Annotated in this window: 16 protein-coding genes; 9 read left to right on the top strand and 7 right to left on the bottom strand. The window is 71.6% G+C overall.

Annotated elements, in window-relative coordinates; translation table 11 throughout:
• Nucleotides 1-93 precede the first annotated feature (93 nt).
• From VGT80_RS04095 to VGT80_RS04080, 4 genes are read right to left on the bottom strand one after another with little or no spacing between them, the layout of a single operon-like run.
• A complete protein-coding gene (locus tag VGT80_RS04095; protein WP_327453150.1) occupies nt 94-747 on the bottom strand; it encodes a glutathione S-transferase family protein in 654 nt (217 codons plus the stop codon).
• Nucleotides 744-1103 (bottom strand): MmcQ/YjbR family DNA-binding protein, encoded by a 360-nt coding sequence (locus tag VGT80_RS04090; RefSeq protein WP_327453148.1) that lies wholly within the window; start codon nt 1101-1103, stop codon nt 744-746. Before VGT80_RS04090 ends, VGT80_RS04095 begins: the two co-directional genes overlap by 4 nt.
• A complete protein-coding gene (locus VGT80_RS04085; RefSeq protein ID WP_327453146.1) occupies nt 1100-1672 on the bottom strand; it encodes a YdeI/OmpD-associated family protein in 573 nt (190 codons plus the stop codon). Before VGT80_RS04085 ends, VGT80_RS04090 begins: the two co-directional genes overlap by 4 nt.
• Before the next feature lie 11 nt (nt 1673-1683).
• Nucleotides 1684-3447 carry a gamma-glutamyltransferase family protein gene (locus tag VGT80_RS04080; RefSeq protein WP_327453144.1) on the bottom strand — a complete coding sequence of 588 codons (1764 nt, stop codon included), beginning with the start codon at nt 3445-3447 and terminating at the stop codon, nt 1684-1686.
• A gap of 125 nt (nt 3448-3572) precedes the next feature.
• Between VGT80_RS04080 and VGT80_RS04075 the strand changes: the two genes are divergently transcribed.
• The 4 genes from VGT80_RS04075 (at nt 3573) to VGT80_RS04060 (ending at nt 7105) form a co-directional block, all read left to right on the top strand.
• Nucleotides 3573-4988 (top strand): M20/M25/M40 family metallo-hydrolase, encoded by a 1416-nt coding sequence (locus tag VGT80_RS04075; RefSeq protein WP_327453142.1) that lies wholly within the window; start codon nt 3573-3575, stop codon nt 4986-4988.
• A gap of 4 nt (nt 4989-4992) precedes the next feature.
• Complete coding sequence (locus tag VGT80_RS04070; protein WP_327453140.1) at nt 4993-5394, top strand: MAPEG family protein; 402 nt, start codon at nt 4993-4995, stop codon at nt 5392-5394.
• 45 nt (nt 5395-5439) lie between these two features.
• Nucleotides 5440-6771 (top strand): TldD/PmbA family protein, encoded by a 1332-nt coding sequence (locus tag VGT80_RS04065; protein ID WP_327453138.1) that lies wholly within the window; start codon nt 5440-5442, stop codon nt 6769-6771.
• An 82-nt stretch (nt 6772-6853) separates the two neighbouring features.
• Complete coding sequence (locus VGT80_RS04060; protein WP_327453137.1) at nt 6854-7105, top strand: DUF4170 domain-containing protein; 252 nt, start codon at nt 6854-6856, stop codon at nt 7103-7105.
• Between the two features lie 9 nt (nt 7106-7114).
• Here VGT80_RS04060 and VGT80_RS04055 read toward each other — a convergent pair whose 3' ends face one another.
• Both VGT80_RS04055 and VGT80_RS04050 read right to left on the bottom strand, forming a co-directional pair.
• Entirely contained in the window at nt 7115-7324 is a 210-nt protein-coding gene (locus VGT80_RS04055) for a hypothetical protein (RefSeq protein ID WP_327453135.1), read from the bottom strand.
• Between the two features lie 58 nt (nt 7325-7382).
• A complete protein-coding gene (locus tag VGT80_RS04050) occupies nt 7383-8066 on the bottom strand; it encodes a fused DSP-PTPase phosphatase/NAD kinase-like protein (protein WP_327453133.1) in 684 nt (227 codons plus the stop codon).
• Between the two features lie 107 nt (nt 8067-8173).
• On the opposite strand from VGT80_RS04050, the gene VGT80_RS04045 reads away from it, so the two are divergent.
• The 5 genes from VGT80_RS04045 to lpxK are packed head-to-tail and all read left to right on the top strand — an operon-like array spanning nt 8174 to nt 13956.
• Entirely contained in the window at nt 8174-9952 is a 1779-nt protein-coding gene (locus VGT80_RS04045) for an ABC transporter ATP-binding protein (protein WP_327453131.1), read from the top strand.
• On the top strand, nt 9949-10668 hold the full coding sequence (locus tag VGT80_RS04040) for a lysophospholipid acyltransferase family protein (protein WP_327453129.1): 720 nt from the start codon (nt 9949-9951) through the stop codon (nt 10666-10668). Before VGT80_RS04045 ends, VGT80_RS04040 begins: the two co-directional genes overlap by 4 nt.
• Before the next feature lie 11 nt (nt 10669-10679).
• Nucleotides 10680-11666 carry a cation diffusion facilitator family transporter gene (locus VGT80_RS04035; RefSeq protein WP_327453127.1) on the top strand — a complete coding sequence of 329 codons (987 nt, stop codon included), beginning with the start codon at nt 10680-10682 and terminating at the stop codon, nt 11664-11666.
• Entirely contained in the window at nt 11663-12925 is a 1263-nt protein-coding gene (locus tag VGT80_RS04030) for a 3-deoxy-D-manno-octulosonic acid transferase (RefSeq protein WP_327453125.1), read from the top strand. Before VGT80_RS04035 ends, VGT80_RS04030 begins: the two co-directional genes overlap by 4 nt.
• A complete protein-coding gene (gene lpxK, locus VGT80_RS04025) occupies nt 12922-13956 on the top strand; it encodes a tetraacyldisaccharide 4'-kinase (protein ID WP_327453123.1) in 1035 nt (344 codons plus the stop codon). The genes VGT80_RS04030 and lpxK overlap by 4 nt, the downstream gene beginning before the upstream one ends.
• A gap of 100 nt (nt 13957-14056) precedes the next feature.
• Here the strand turns inward: lpxK and VGT80_RS04020 are convergent, their stop codons facing one another.
• A complete protein-coding gene (locus VGT80_RS04020; protein ID WP_327453121.1) occupies nt 14057-15142 on the bottom strand; it encodes a phosphotransferase in 1086 nt (361 codons plus the stop codon).
• Nucleotides 15143-15187: the final 45 nt, after the last annotated feature.

Below are 15187 nucleotides of genomic sequence, written 5' to 3'. Positions count from 1 at the left end.
CCCGCGCCGCGCGACCCCTCTTCCGACCTGCTTCGCAGGCCACCTTCTCCCGCAAGGGGAGAAGGAATGGATATGAGGCATCGCCGCCCCAGGCTAGGCTCGGGCCCTGTCCCCCGCCGCGAAGTGCGCCAGCTGGTCGGCGTGGGCCTTCTGGAAGGCGGGCCGGGCGGTGGCGCGCGCCAGGTAAGCGCCGCACGCCGGATAGTCCGCAAGCCCGTCGAACCGGTCCACCGGCCGCAGCACGTCGGCCATGGCGATGTCGGCCACGGAGAAGCCTGCGCCCACCAGCCACGCGCGGCCGGCCAGCACCGCCTCCATGCGATCGAGCCGGGCCTTCAGGAAGCCGTCCACGAAGCCGGCCTGGGGCGCGTCGCCGGGAAAGCCCATGAAGCGGAATAGCGACCACGGCTGGCTCGCCGCCTCGACCGAGTTCAGCGCCGCCATCACCCATTCCACCACCTCGGCCCGGCCGCGCGGATCGGTGGGCGCGAGGGCCTCGCTCTTCTCGCCGAGGTGCAGCAGGATCGCCCCGCTCTCGAAGATCGAGAGGTCACCGTCGGTCAGCCACGGAACCTGGCCGAACGGCTGGTGGGCGAGGTGCCCGGCGCCGCGGTCCTCGAAGGGCGTGCTTTCGATCCGGTAGGCCAGGTGCGCCTCCTCCAGGGCCCAGCGGACGCGCAGGTCGCGCACATAGCCGCGCGGCGGCTCCGGCACCCAGTCGTAGGTGGTGAGCACCAGCTCGGTCATCCGGGGTCTCCCGTGGCCTGCGCCGCGTCGCGGTCCTTGACCCACTTCTTGGGCGCGATCTTGCGCCAGCGGCGGTCGAGAAAATTGCGGAACGAGCCGGGATGCAGGGTGTCGATCCGAGCGAGCACGCAGGGATAGTCCTTGTAGTGGGCGGTGAAGTGGAAGGTCTTGGGCTCGGCCTCCATCAGCATCTCGCGCTCGTCGAAGGAGACCTCCATCAGGACCATGGAGCGGTCGTCGCGGCGCAGGCGGGTGAAGAACTTGCCGTTCACCTTGTAGGCGGGCGAGCCATAGCTCATCCCCTTCTCCGCGCCGGGGAAGGACATGACGATGGCTTCCATTTCCTCGGGCGTCATCGCGTGCTCGCAGGTTTCATGAAGTCGATCCTGCGCCCGGCGGCGCTGACGTCAATCAGCTGATCGAGGCGCCGCGCGCGGGTCTCCGGACGTTTGGCCGAGGCGATCCAGTGCAACACGATCCTGCGATAGCCGGGCGGGGCCGCCCGGAAGGTCGCCCAGGCTGCGGCGTTGGCGGCGAAGCGCGCGCTCTCCTCCGGCGTCAGCTCGCCCGCCTGGCTCTCGTACGAATAGGTCGAGGCCCGGCGCGCATCGAAGGCGGCCTGGCCGGCGGGCGCCACGCGGCCCTGGTCCTTCAGCTCGGCGAAGCGCTTGAGGTTCACCCGGCTCCAGACGCTGCCGGGCTTCCGGGGCGTGAAGCGGATGCGATAGGCCTCGTCGTCGATCCGGTGGCGCACCCCGTCGATCCAGCCGAAGCACAGGGCCTCGTCCACGCTCTGCGGCCAGTTGATCGAGGGCTTGCCCGAGCCCACCTTCTGGAAGCCCACCGACAGCTCGGCGGCGCTCGCATGGTGGTCCGCCAGCCAGGCCCGCCAGTCCGCTGGCGTCGCGAAGAATACGGGCGCCATCCGTTACCCCATCAATAGGCCAGCGCCGCGCCGTCCTTGCGCATCTCGGTGGCCGCCGCATAGCGGCCAGGCCAGCGCTGGATGCACTCATAGCCGCCGAAGCTGCCGTCCGAGGCGCCGAACTTCCAGCCCAGCGCGGCGAGCTCGGCCCTGGTGCGCGCCGGCACGCCGCTTTCCAGGCGCAGCAGACCCTGCGGGCCCAGGTCCTCGCCGGTCGGCTCGTGGCCGCCCTCGTGATGCCAGCGCGGCGCGTCGCCGGCCTCCTGCACGGCCAGCCCATGGTCGACCATGTTGGAGATCACCTGCGCCTGGCCCTGCGGCTGCATGTCCCCGCCCATCACGCCGAACGCCAGCCAGGGCTCGCCGCCGCGGGTGGCGAAGCCCGGAATGATGGTCTGGAACGGGCGCTTGCCCGGGGCATAGACGTTCGGATGCCCATCGCTCAGGGCGAACAGCTCGCCGCGGTCCTGGAACATGAAGCCCAGCCCGTCGGGCATGAGGCCCGAGCCCATGCCACGGTAGTTGGACTGGATGATCGAGACCATCATGCCCTCGGCGTCGGCGGTGCAGAAATAGGTGGTGTCGCCGTGGCTGGGGGCCTGGCCAGCGAAGGCCGGCGTCAGGATGCGGTCGGGGCGGATCAGCCGGGCGCGTTCGCGGGCATAGTCCTTGGAGATCAGCCACTCGGTGGGCTGACGGTAGAAGGCGGGGTCGGCGTAGTAGCGGGCGCGGTCCTCGAAGGCGAGGCGCTTGGCCTCCACCTCGGTGTGGATGGTCGCCGCCGACTGGAAGCCCATCGCCTTGATGTCGAACTGCTCCATAATGTTGAGCAGCTGCAGGGTGACGACGCCCTGGCTGTTGGGCGGCAGGCCCCAGACGTCGACGCCGCGGTAGTTCACCGTCACCGGCTGAACCCACTCCGTGTGGTGGGCGGCGAGGTCCGCCCGCGTCATCCAGCCGCCGATACGCTTGAAGTAGCGCTCGATCTCATCGGCGATCTCGCCCTCGTAGAAGGCCCGGCCGCCGCCCTCGGCGATCAGCCGGTAGGTGCGGGCGAGCTGCGGATTGCGGAAGATCTCGCCCTCGCGTGGCGTGCGCCCACCCGGCGCCCAGATGGACTTGAAGTTCTCGATCTCCTCGATTTGGGAGTCGGGCTTGCTGAAGGTCTCCTGCGACCGCTCGACGTAGTAGGCGGTGTTCTGGATGACCGGCGTCCCCTCCTGCGCGAAGCGGATGGCCGGCTGGAAGAGCTCGCGCCACGGCAGCTTGCCGTAGCGCTGGTGCAGGCTCCACCAGGCGTCCACCGCGCCCGGCACGCTCACCGAGACGGCGCCATATTTGTTGATCAGGCCGTTCGTGGCCCGCGCCCGCTGGGTCTCGAGCGTCAGGGCCCGGGGACTGCGGCCGGAACCGTTCAGCCCCACCACCTTGCGCTGCTTGGGATCCCACAGCATGGCGAAGCAGTCGCCCCCGACGCCGGAGGAGATCGGCTCGCCATAGCCCAGGACGGCGTTGGCCGCGATCGCCGCGTCGACGGCCGAGCCCCCGGCCTTGAGCATCTCGATCGCCGTCAGCGTCGCCAGCGGATGGGCGGTGGCGGCCGCGCCGTGCACGCCCCAGGCGGCGCTGCGGCTGGCGAAGGTGGCGCCGTCGATGCGATCGCCGCCGTGCACATCGGGCCGGTCGCGGTTGGGGTTCTCGGCGCGGCTGCCCGCGAAGGCGTGGCCCGCCGCCGCGGCGGCGGGCAGGGCGGCGAGGAAGGTGCGGCGGCGCATCGGGGCGTCATCTCCAGGGGCGTGTCGGCGGCGACGATAGCGCGGCTGTCCCGGCCGCGCGACCGCGGCGGCTTGTGGCCTGGCGGGCGCCCTGAAATAGTGCCGGCCGAGCTGGGGAGTCTTTCATGTTCAAGTCCGCCGTCGCGCTCGCCGCGACCCTCGTCCTCGCCTCGTCCGCCGCGGCGCAGCCTGCGCCGAAACCGGACGAGGCGGCCTTCCGCAGCCTCTACAAGGAGCTGGTGGAGACCCGCACGGCGTTCCCGGAGGGCGACTGCACGCTGGCCGCCACGCGCATGGCCGCGCGGCTGAAGGCGGCGGGCTTTGCGGACAGCGACCTGCACCTGATCGTGCCGGAGGGCCATCCCAAGGACGGCAACCTGGTGGTGATCTATCCGGGCCGCGATCCGAAGGCCAAGGCCGTGCTGATGCTGGCCCACATCGACGTGGTGGCCGCCAGGCGCGAGGACTGGACCCGCGATCCGTTCACCCTGGTGGAAGAGGACGGCTATTTCTACGCCCGCGGCGCCTTCGACGACAAAGCCCAGGCGGCGATCTGGACCGACAACCTGATCCGCTACCGACAGGAGGGCTACAAGCCGCGCCGCACGATCAAGATGGCGCTGACCTGCGGCGAGGAGGGCGGCGGCTTCATCGACGGCGCCCAGTGGCTGACCCAGCACAACCGCGACCTGATCGACGCCGGCATCGCGCTCAACGAAGGCGCGGGCGGCGAGCTGGACGACAAGGGCGCCCGGGTCGACCACTCGTTCCTGGCGGCGGAGAAGCGCGCGGAGAGCTTCATCTTCGAGACCACCAATCCGGGCGGCCACTCCTCGCGGCCCATGCCGGACAACGCCATCTACCGCCTGATCCGGGCCATCGACCGGGTCAGCCGCTACGAGTTCCCGGTCCAGCTCGACGATGCGAACCGCGGCTATTTCTCCAAGATGTCCAAGGTGGTGGGCGGCGAGACCGGCGCGGCCATGGCCGCCATCGTGGCCAATCCGAACGACGCCAAGGCTGACGCCATCCTGTCGCGGAACCCGGGCTACCACGCCATGCTGCGCACCACCTGCGTGGCGACCATGATGGAGGCCGGCCATGCGCCCAACGCCCTGCCGCAGCGGGCGCGGGCCACCATCAACTGCCGCATCTTCCCCGGCGTGCCGGTGAGCGAGGTCTACAACACGCTGGTGAAGCTGGCCGACGATCCGGCGGTGAAGATCGCCATGCCGACCGGCGGCTTCCCCGACGCCCCGCCGCCGGCCATGAGCCCGCAGGTGCTGGGCCCGCTGGAAAAGGTCTCCCAGGCCGTGTGGCCGGGCGTGCCGGTGGTGCCGATCCTGCAGCCCGGCGCCACCGACGCCACCGCGCTCAACGCCGTCGGCATCCCGGCCTTCGGCATCTCCGGCCTGTTCATCGACCCGGACCTCGGGCGCATCCACGGCCTCAACGAGCGCATCCGGGTCAAGTCGCTGATGGAGGGCCGCGAGTTCCTCTATCGGCTGATCAAGGTCTACGCCGACCAGCCGGGGGCCTGAGATCATGGAGGTCACGGCCGCCGCCCACGCCGCGGCGCTCTGGGCCGGGCTGAACCTGATCCTGCTCCTGGTGCTGTCGGTACGCGTCGTGCGGCTGCGGCGGCGGCACAGGGTCGAGTTCGGCGACGGCGAGCGGCCGGAGCTGGCGCTGGCGGTGCGCGCGTTCGGCAATGCGACCGAATATGTGCCGGCCGCCATCGGCGCGATCGCCGTGCTGGCCCTGGTCGGCGCGCCGCTGGTGCTGGTGCACGCCGCGGGCCTGCTGCTGTTCGCCGGCCGGCTGTCGCACGCCTTTGGCCTGTCGCGCAGCGGTGAGGCCTCGAGGCCGCGCGCCGCGGGCGTGGTGCTGACCTGGGTCGCCTACATCCTGACCGCCGTGGCGCTGCTGTTCTACGCCATCCCCTGAGCCGCGCAGCTTGCCGCCGCGCGCGCGGGCGGCCATATGGCGGGCATGGACGAGACCCTGTTGAACGACGTCGTGCAGGCCGCGCTGAGCGCCGGCGCCGACGCCGCCGAAGCCGTCAGCGCCGAGCGGCGCGCGCTTTCCATCACCGTGCGCCTGGGCGCGCTGGAGGAAGTCGAGCGTGAGGAGGCCCGCGATCTGGGCGTGCGGGTCTTCGTCGGGCGGCGGCAGGCCAGCGTCTCCGGCTCCGACATCAGCGCCGAGGGCCGCGCCAAGCTGATCGACCGGGCCGTGGCCATGGCGCGGCTCGCGCCGGAGGACCCCTACGCCGGCCTCGCCGACCCGGAGCTGCTGGCCCGCGGGCGGCATGCCGACCTCGACCTCTACGATCCCGCCGAGCCCGCGCCGGAAGAGCTCGAGGCCCGCGCCCGCACCGCCGAGGACGCCGCCCGCGCCGTGGAACGGGTGACCAATTCCGACGGGGCGTCGGCCTCCTGGTCGGCCTCGCAGTGGACCATGGCGACCTCGGGCGGCTTCACCGGCGTGCACCGCGCCTCGGGCTTCTCGATCGGCGCGTCCGCCATCGCCGCGGACGAGAACGGCATGGAGAACGGCTATGAGGGCCGCTCGGTCCGCTGGCAGTCGGACCTGCCGGACGCCGCCCACATCGGCGCCGAGGCGGGCCGCCGGGCGGCCCAGCGGCTGGGCGCCCGCAAGATCGCCTCCACCACCGCCCCGGTGATCTTCGAGAACCGGCTGGCCGCCTCGCTGTTGGGCCCCTTGATCGGCGCCATTTCCGGCCCCTCGATCGCCCGGGGCACCTCGTTCCTGAAGGACAAGCTCGGCAAGCCCGTGTTCGGCGCCCACGTGACCATCGCCGACGATCCGCACCGCAAGCGCGGCCTCGGCTCCTCGCCCTTCGACGACGAGGGCGTGGCCAACCGCGAGCGCAACCTCATCGACGCCGGGGTGCTGACCACCTGGCTGCTGAATTCCTCCTCGGCCCGCCAGCTCGGCCTCACCTCCACCGGCCACGCCTCGCGCGGCCTGGCGGGCCCGCCCGGCGTCGGGCCGACGAACCTGACGTTCGAGCCCGGCGAGCGCACCCAGGCCGAGCTGATGAAGGACGCGGGCAAGGGCCTGCTGGTCACCTCGATGTTCGGACCGTCGCTGAACGGCAACACCGGCGACTGGTCGGTGGGCTGCTCGGGCTTCTGGTTCGAGGACGGCGAGCTCGCCTATCCGGTCACCGAGATCACCGTGGCGGGCAACCTGATCGACATCTACGGCCGCGTCGTGCCGGGCTCCGACCTGGAGATCCGCGGCGCCAGCAACGCCCCTTCCCTGCTGATCGACAAGCTGGCGATCGCCGGCCTCTGACGGCCAATCGCCGGTCACCCATTGATCCGGGCGGCGGGCGGGCCTATCCGGGCGCATCGTTGCAACCGAAACGAAGGCCGCCATGCCCGACAAGCAGCTTCTCCACCTGTTGATCGGCGGCGAACTGAAGTCCCTCGACGGCCCGCCGGAATTCCGCGACCTGACGAAGGTCGATCTGGTGGGCGCCTATCCGGACTATCAGGCGGCGCTCGGCGCCTGGCGCAACCGCGCCCAGGCGACGGTGGACAACGCCCACATGCGCTATTTCATCATCCACGCGCACCGGCTGCTCGAGCCGGACTCCGAGGCCGAGCCCCACGACCACGATCACTAGGCATAGCGGCTAGGCGCGGAGGAGCTTCTCGATCAGGCCGCCGTCTCTCCAGAGCTCGACGGCTTCGCAGCTGGCGTGCTCCTTGAGCAGCGCCTGCGCGCGGCGGCGCGCGGCGCCGACGTCATCGGCCACCAGATCGACCACCGAAGCGACGCCGTCGCGGCGAACGCCGAGCAGCGTGAAGACCTCGGTGTCGAGGACTGAAACCGCACCCGTCATAGCGTCACTTTGCCTGCACGCGACGCGCGTGTCTGTCGGGAATCCAACTCAAACGCGGCTATTCGCGCCGCAGCAGCCGCTCGGTCAGGACCTTGCCCCACATCTGGGCGCGGAAGGTCGCCTTCATCCCCACGGGATCGTAGGCCGGGCTCTCGACCCATTCGAGGAACGACATCCCCGCGGGCTCGCCCTCCGCGAGGTAGCGCTCGAAGGTGTAGTCGAGCACGCCGGTGAGCCCCTGCTTCACATGCAGGTAGCGCAAGCCCAGCTGGTCCAGGGCCTCGCGGATGGTCTTGCCCTGCCGGAAATGCATGTAGAGCACGCTCATCACCCCCGCCCGGTCCGCGCCGGACTTGCAGTGCATGAGGGCGGGGTACTTGAGTTCCTGGAAGAGCGTCTTGGCTCCCAGCACCTGGGCGCGGCTCGGGACCTCGCGCGAGGCCACGGTGAAGTTGACCAGCTCCAGTCCGAGGCGCGCGCAGGCCGCCTTCTCCAGGGCATAGAAGCTGGCGTCGAAACCGCCGCGCAGGTTGATCACCGTCCTGATCCCGTGGCGCTTCCAATGAGCCAGCTGATGCGGCCACGGCTGGTTGGTGCGCACCAGCTCCTCGGAGATCCAGTGGGCGTTCTGGAAGCCCAGCCGCAGGTAGGCGTGGTCGTTCCAGAGGTAGTCGGCATAGGTCTTCAGCCGGCCGCCAGGCGTCGCCACGTCGAACAGATTCGGCACGGTCTCCCCGCTCATGGGGCCCTAACTAGGGTGTCGCGGGCCGGGAAGGAAGCTCACCCGTCGTCGCGGCCGCGGCCCGCGGCCGCCTTGACTCCGCCGCCGCATCGGTCGACGCCAAGCCCATGAGCGAGAGCGCCCCGCCCGAGCTTTCCGCCCGCGCCCTGACGGCGCGGGTCGCGCGCATCTACATGGCCCCGCGGTGGAAGGGCTGGCTGACCGCCATGCTGGCCGCCGTGGCCGTGGCCGCCCTCAACTTCGCCCTGGTGCGGATCCTGAAGCCCGCCACCGACGACCTGCTGGTCCGCCACCGGCCGAACGCGGTGGTGTGGATTCCGCTGGAGATCGCCGGCTTCGCCCTCCTGCGGGCGATCTTCCAGGTGATCCAGTCGACCCTGATCAACCGCATCGGCAACGGCGTGGTGGCCGACATCCAGCTGCAGCTGTTCGGCAAGCTGGTGCGGGCCGACCTGGCGCATCTGCGCACCCAGCACTCCGGCGCCTATGTCTCCTCGGTGCTCTACGACGCCGGCCTGACGCGCGAGGCCGCGACCTCGGGCGTGATCAACTACACCCAGAACCTGCTGACCGTGGTGGCGGGCCTTGTCCTGATGTTCAAGGTCGACTGGACCCTGGCGCTCATCGTCCTGGCCGGCGCGCCGGTGGCGAGCTGGATCATGCAGCGGTTCTCGCGGCGGACCACCAAGGCCGCCAAGGGGGCGATGACCGAGACCTCGGCGCTCTCGACGGCGATCATGGAGAGCCTCGACGGCATCCGGGTGGTGAAGATCGAGAACCGCGAGGCCTTCGAGGAGGGCCGCGTCGAGGAGGTGATCCGCCGGCGCGAGAAGCATCTGGTAAAGGGCTCCAACGCCAAGGCCTTCGCGACCCCGGCCACGGAGCTGTTCACCACCCTGATCCTCGCCGCCGTGATCGCCTATGTCGGCTTCCGCGCCGCGCAGGGCGGCGGCATGACGGCGGGCGGCTTCACCCAGTTCCTGGTGGCGATGATGATGGCCAGCCAGTCGCTGCGGCAGCTGGCCAATCTGCAGACGGTGTTCGCCGAGGGCATGTCGGCGGCGCGCCGACTGTTCCTGGCGCTGGACGTCGAGCCCGAGGTGCGCGAGCCGCCCGGCGCGCAGGCCCTGCCGCGCGTCAGGGGCGAGATCGCCTTCGAGCGGATCGGCTTCTCCTACGGCGGCGACGGACCGCCGACGCTGTCGGACATCCAGTTCCAGGTGCGACCCGGCGAGACCGTCGCCCTGGTCGGCCCCTCCGGCGGCGGCAAGACCACCATCCTCAACCTGATCCCGCGCTTCTACGACCCCAGCGCCGGCCGCGTGACCATCGACGGCCAGGATCTTCGCCAGGTGACGCTGGCCTCGCTGCGCGACCAGATCGCGCTGGTCACCCAGGAACCCTTCCTGTTCGACGACACCATCCGCGCCAACATCGCCTATGCGCGGCCCGGCGCCTCGGCGGGCGAGATCGAGCGCGCGGCCCAGGCCGCCGCGGCCCACGAGTTCATCCTGGAACTGCCGAGCGGCTACGACACCGTGGTCGGCGAGGCCGGGGCCCGCCTCTCCGGCGGCCAGCGGCAGCGGATCGCCATTGCGCGGGCCTTCCTGAAGGACGCCCCGATCCTGCTGCTCGACGAGGCGACCAGCGCGCTGGACACCGAGAGCGAGGCCCAGGTGCAGGCGGCGCTGAAGCGGCTGATGGCCGGGCGCACCACCATCCTGATCGCCCACCGGCTGTCGACCGTGCGCGGCGCCGACCGCATCTATGTCATCGACCGGGGCCGGATCGTCGAGATCGGCGACCACGCCTCGCTGATCCGCAAGCGCGGCCTCTACGCGCGCCTGGCCAAGAGCCAGGACCTGGAGGCGGAGACCGCGGCTTGAAGACCCTCCTGCGGAGCGATGGCGTACAGGCCGTGCTGGGCTGGCTGCTGGGCAGCTACCTGCGCCTGGTGCTGGCGACCGTGCGCTGGCGCCACGAGAACCTCGAGTGCGTGGAGCCGGTGTTGGCCGGGCCGTCGGGCGCCATCGCGCTGTTCTGGCACGGCCGCATCCCGCTGTGCCTGGCCACCGCCCCGCAGTGGTGGCGCAAGCGCACCCGGGCCTTCGTCTCGCCCTCGTCGGACGGCGAGTTCATCGCCCAGGCGCTGGCCATGTCCGGCTTCCCGGCGATCCGCATCTCCTCGGCCAAGAAGGGCGACTCAGCCAAGGCCCGCCAGGCCGTGGCCGCCATCCGCGAGGCGGTGACCTGGGTCGAGGACGGCGGGGCCCTGGTGGTGACGCCCGACGGGCCGCGCGGCCCCAACGAGGTGATCGCGCCGGGCGCCCTGCAGATCGCGCGGCGCTCCGGCCAGCCGGTGTTCCTCATGGGCATCGCGGCGCACCCGGGCCTGCAGATGCAGAACACCTGGGACAAGGTGATGTGGGCGGCGCCCTTCGGCCGCGGCGCCGTGGTCTGGGAAGGGCCGCTGTTCGTGCCCGGCGACGCCGACGAGACCGCCATCCAGGCCCTGGTCGGCGACTGGTCCGGGCGCCTCTCGGCCGTCACGCGGCGCGCCGAGGCCCTCGTCGGACGCATTGATCGGCGCGGCGCTGAGTGAGACATAGGCCCATGGCGCACGCTCACCCCGACCACGACCACGATCATCATGATCACCACGATCATGACCACGGGCATGGGCATGGGCACAGCCATGGCCTGGGCCATCACCACCACCATGCGCCCGCCGACATGGGCCGGGCCTTCGCCATCGGGGTGGCGCTGAACACCGTCTTCGTGGCCGCGGAGGTGGCGGCGGGGCTCTGGTCCTCGTCGTTGGCCCTGCTGGCCGACGCCGGCCACAACCTCTCCGACGTGCTCGCCCTGCTGCTGGCCTGGGGCGCCACGGTGCTGGCCAGGCGCGCGCCGACCGGGCAGCGGACCTATGGCCTGCGCAAGGGGACCATCCTGGCCTCGCTGGTGAACGCGGTGATGCTGCTGGTCGCCATCGGGGTGATCGTCTCGGAATCGGTGCGGCGCCTGCTGCATCCGGCGGAGATCGCCACCGGCGTGGTGATGCTGACCGCCGGGCTCGGCATCGTCATCAACACCGCCACCGCCCTGCTGTTCTTCCGCGGGCGCGGCGACGACCTCAACGTGCGCGGCGCCTTCCTGCACATGGCCGGCGACGCGGCGGTGTCCGCGGCCGTCGTCGTGGGCGCCGTGGTCATCGCCTACACCGGGCTGCTGTGGATCGACCCCGCGCTCGGCCTGCTGATCGCCGGCGTGATCGTGCTCGGGACCTGGGGCCTGCTGCGGGATTCGGTGAACCTGGCCATGGACGCGGCCCCCGCCGGGATCGACGTCGAGGCGGTCGGCGACTGGCTGCGGGGACGCCCCGGCGTGCAGGAGGTCCATGACCTGCACATCTGGGCCATGAGCACCACCGAGACCGCGCTCACCGCCCACCTGATCCGCCCGGCCAACGGCGACTGCGACGCCTTCCTGCACGAGACCTGCGAGGGCCTATCGCACCGGTTCAACATCGGCCACGCGACCCTGCAGGTGGAGACCGACGCCACCGTCGTCTGCCGGCTCGCCCCGGCCGAGGTGGTGTGACCCTTCGCCCCTTGCCGCTGGCGCTCTATGCGGCGGCCACCGGCCTGATGGCGCCCTTCGCGCCGGCCCTGCTGCGCAGCCGGGCGCGCGGCGGCAAGGAGGATCCGGCCCGGCTCGGCGAGCGGCTTGGACGCGCCGGCCGGCCGCGGCCGCCGGGACCGCTGGTCTGGCTGCACGGGGTCAGCGTCGGCGAGACCCAGTCCCTGCTGCCGCTGGTGGCGGCGCTGCGCGCGCGGCGCCCAGACCTCGCGCTGCTGGTCACCTCGGGCACGCGCACCGCCGCCGAGCTGCTCGGCCAGCGCCTGCCCGAGGGCGTCATCCATCAGTTCGCGCCGCTGGATACGCCCGGCGCGGTCGCCGGCTTCCTCGATCACTGGCGGCCGGGCGCAGGCGTCCTGGTGGAGAGCGAGCTCTGGCCGAACCTGATCCTGGCGGCCAAGGCGCGCGGCGTTCGCCTGGCCCTGTTGTCGGCGCGGATGACCGAGGACAGCGCGCGCGGCTGGGCCCGCTCGCCCGCCTCGGCGCGGACCCTGATGGGCGCCTTCGACCTCGTCCTGCCGCAGGACGCCTCGACCGCCGAGCGGCTGGCGAGCCTGGGCGCCGCCGTCGGTCCCCAACTGAACCTGAAGCTGCTGGGCGAGCCCTTGCCCTGTGACACCGCCGAGCTGCAGCGCCTGACGCGCGCCATCGGCGGGCGCAGGGTCGTGCTGGCCGCCAGCACCCATCCCGGCGAGGAGCCGACGATCGCCCTTGCGGCGCTCGAACAGGCCGGCGCCGACCTCTTGATCCTCGCCCCGCGCCATCCCGAGCGCGGCGCGGCCCTGGCCCAGGAGCTGGCGCGCTTCGCGCCCGCGCGCCGCAGCCTCGGCCAGCCGATCGCCGGCGACACCCGGATCTACCTTGCCGACACCCTGGGCGAAATGGGCCTGTTCCTCAGGCTCGCCGACGTCGTGGTGATGGGCGGCAGCTTCGTGGCCGGCGTCGGCGGCCACAACCCGCTGGAAGCCGCCCGGCTCGGCAAGCCGATCCTCACCGGCCCGCACGTGGCCAATGCGCGCTCGATCTATGACCAGATGTACGTCGAGGTCGCCGCGCTGGAGGCCGCGAACGCCGAGCATCTGGCGCGCCACATCCGCGGCCTGCTCGACAATCCGATGATCGCGCGGCGCATCGGCGAGGCGGCCCTGAGCTATGCCGAGCGGCAGGGCGCGGCGCTGGACCGGGCGCTGGCGCTCCTCGACCCCCTGCTGCCCGCATGAAGCTCGCGACGCCCGCCTGGTGGTACGAGCGCGGCCGGCGCTCGATGCCGGTGACGCGTGGCCTGGTGACGCCGCTCTCCTGGATCTGGGCGGCGGTGACCGCGCGCCGGATCGCCGCGTCCAGGCCCCTCGACGCCGGCGCCCCGGTGATCTGCGTCGGCAATGTCACCCTGGGCGGCGCAGGCAAGACCCCGGTGGTCCGCGAGATCGCCCGGCGGCTGATCGCCCGCGGCGTGGCGGCCCAGGTGCTGGCGCGCGGCTACGGCGGCCGCCTGGCCGGGCCGGTGCGTGTCGATCCCGCCCGCCACGCCAGCGCCGAGGTCGGCGACGAGCCGCTGATGCTGGCGGCCGACCTTCCGGTGTGGGTGGCGCGCGACCGCGCCGCCGGCGCCCAGGCGGCCGCGGCGTCCGGCGCCGGGGCCATCGTCATGGACGACGGGCATCAGAACCCCTCGCTGAAGAAGGCCCTGTCCCTGGTCGTGGTGGATGGCGAGACGCGGGGGCAGGCCTGGCCGTTCGGCGACGGACGGGTGTTCCCGGCGGGGCCCATGCGCGAGCCGCTGAAGGCGGGGCTGGCGCGCGCCGACGCGGTGATCGTGCTGCTGCCGGCCGACCTCGTCGCGCCCGACCCGGAGCTGCTGGCCCAGCTTTCGCCCACGCCCGTGCTGATCGCGCACCTGCAGCCGGCCGCCGCCCCGCCCAGGGGCCCGCAGATGGGCTTCGCCGGCGTCGGCAAGCCCTGGAAGGTCGAGCAGGCGCTGAAGGCCGCCGGCTGCGAGCTCGTCGACTTCGCACCGTTCCCCGACCACTTCGCCTATGACGCCGCGAGCCTGCGCCGGCTCGCCGAGCGCGCTGCCCAGTTCGGCGCGGGCCTGGTGACCACCGAGAAGGACTGGGTCCGGCTGCCGGCCGACTGGCGGGCCCGCGTCACCGCCTGGCCGGTCCGCGCCCGCTTCGACGACGAGGCCGCGCTCATGACCCTCATCTCAACCGTCATCCCCGGGCTTGTCCCGGCGACCCAGAAACGCTGACGGCTCAAGCCGGGGCGCGACTGTCCGGCTGCGGATAACGACCGACCGCCGGCGCGTCTGGGTGGCCGGGACAAGCCCGGCCATGACGGTCAGGAAAAAACTACGCCACCGCGCCGGCCCGCTGGGCGAAGCGCCAGCTGGCCTGGGCCAGGAGCTTGACCCGATCGGCCTGACCCGCGGCGTCGGGGTGGTTGGCGGTGCCATCGCGGACCCGGCCGACGATGCCCTGCAGGATGCCCGCCAGGCGGAAGGCGTTGTAGGCGAAATACCAGTAGAGGTCGGGCAGGCCCGAGCGGCCGGTCAGCTCGCAGTAGTAGGCGACCGTCTCCTCGACGGTGGGGATGCCGTGGGCCTTGAGGTCCGGGATCTGCGAGATCGTGCCGTTGACCCAGTTCATCAGGAAGTAGGTGAAGTCGGCCAGCGGCTCGCCGAGCGTGGACAGCTCCCAGTCGAGGACGGCCTCCACCCGCGGCTCGGTGGGATGGAAGATCATGTTGTCCAGCCGGTAGTCGCCGTGGACGATCGAGGTCCGCTCCTGGGCCGGCAGGGTCTTCGGCAGCCAGTCGATCAGCCGCTCGATCTCCGGGATGTGCTCGGTCTCGGAGGCCTTGTACTGCTTGGTCCAGCGGTCGACCTGGCGGCCCATGTAGTTGCCGGGCTTGCCGAAATCCTCCAGGCCGATCTTGACGTAGTCGGTGTTGTGCAGGGCCGCCAACGTCTTGATCTTGGCGCGGAAGATCGCCGTGCGCTCGGCCGGCTGGTATTGCGGCAGGCTCTGGTCCCAGAGGATGCGGCCCTCGACCATGTCCATGATGTAGAACCAGGTGCCGATAACGCCGTCGTCGACGCACAGGCCGTAGGTCTTGGCCACCGGGAAGCCGGTGGCGCCCAGCGCGGTGATCACCTTGTACTCGCGGTCCACCGCATGGGCCGAGGGCAACAGCTTGCCCGGCGGCTTGCGGCGCAGGACGTATTTCTTGGCCGGCGTGATCAGCTGGTAGGTCGGGTTCGACTGGCCGCCCTTGAACTGGCGCACCTCCAGCGGGCCCTGGTAGCCGGCCACATGGGCCTCCATCCAGCGGGCCAGCGACGCCTCGTCGAACTTGTGGGTCTCGGCGACGGGCTTGGTGCCGGTGTTGGCCTGCTCGCGCGCTTGTTCGGCGGCGGTCTCGATGGTCACGGCCATGGCGCGCTCCTGCCCCTCTTACGCTTGTTTGAACCACTTTACCGG

Origin of the sequence: Phenylobacterium sp., from assembly GCF_035944335.1 — a bacterium.
GTDB lineage: Bacteria > Pseudomonadota > Alphaproteobacteria > Caulobacterales > Caulobacteraceae > Phenylobacterium.
This window is presented reverse-complemented; position numbering and strand designations above follow the sequence as displayed.

What these genes read in the sequence shown, in the direction of transcription:
- VGT80_RS04055 (WP_327453135.1), bottom strand. Translation starts at nt 7,324, where the DNA reads ATGACGGGTGCGGTTTCAGTCCTCGACACCGAGGTCTTCACGCTGCTC.
- VGT80_RS04075 (WP_327453142.1), top strand. Translation starts at nt 3,573, where the DNA reads ATGTTCAAGTCCGCCGTCGCGCTCGCCGCGACCCTCGTCCTCGCCTCG.
- VGT80_RS04095 (WP_327453150.1), bottom strand. Translation starts at nt 747, where the DNA reads ATGACCGAGCTGGTGCTCACCACCTACGACTGGGTGCCGGAGCCGCCG.
- VGT80_RS04065 (WP_327453138.1), top strand. Translation starts at nt 5,440, where the DNA reads ATGGACGAGACCCTGTTGAACGACGTCGTGCAGGCCGCGCTGAGCGCC.
- VGT80_RS04035 (WP_327453127.1), top strand. Translation starts at nt 10,680, where the DNA reads ATGGCGCACGCTCACCCCGACCACGACCACGATCATCATGATCACCAC.
- VGT80_RS04080 (WP_327453144.1), bottom strand. Translation starts at nt 3,447, where the DNA reads ATGCGCCGCCGCACCTTCCTCGCCGCCCTGCCCGCCGCCGCGGCGGCG.
- VGT80_RS04070 (WP_327453140.1), top strand. Translation starts at nt 4,993, where the DNA reads ATGGAGGTCACGGCCGCCGCCCACGCCGCGGCGCTCTGGGCCGGGCTG.
- VGT80_RS04060 (WP_327453137.1), top strand. Translation starts at nt 6,854, where the DNA reads ATGCCCGACAAGCAGCTTCTCCACCTGTTGATCGGCGGCGAACTGAAG.
- lpxK (WP_327453123.1), top strand. Translation starts at nt 12,922, where the DNA reads ATGAAGCTCGCGACGCCCGCCTGGTGGTACGAGCGCGGCCGGCGCTCG.
- VGT80_RS04045 (WP_327453131.1), top strand. Translation starts at nt 8,174, where the DNA reads ATGAGCGAGAGCGCCCCGCCCGAGCTTTCCGCCCGCGCCCTGACGGCG.
- VGT80_RS04090 (WP_327453148.1), bottom strand. Translation starts at nt 1,103, where the DNA reads ATGACGCCCGAGGAAATGGAAGCCATCGTCATGTCCTTCCCCGGCGCG.
- VGT80_RS04085 (WP_327453146.1), bottom strand. Translation starts at nt 1,672, where the DNA reads ATGGCGCCCGTATTCTTCGCGACGCCAGCGGACTGGCGGGCCTGGCTG.
- VGT80_RS04050 (WP_327453133.1), bottom strand. Translation starts at nt 8,066, where the DNA reads ATGAGCGGGGAGACCGTGCCGAATCTGTTCGACGTGGCGACGCCTGGC.
- VGT80_RS04020 (WP_327453121.1), bottom strand. Translation starts at nt 15,142, where the DNA reads ATGGCCGTGACCATCGAGACCGCCGCCGAACAAGCGCGCGAGCAGGCC.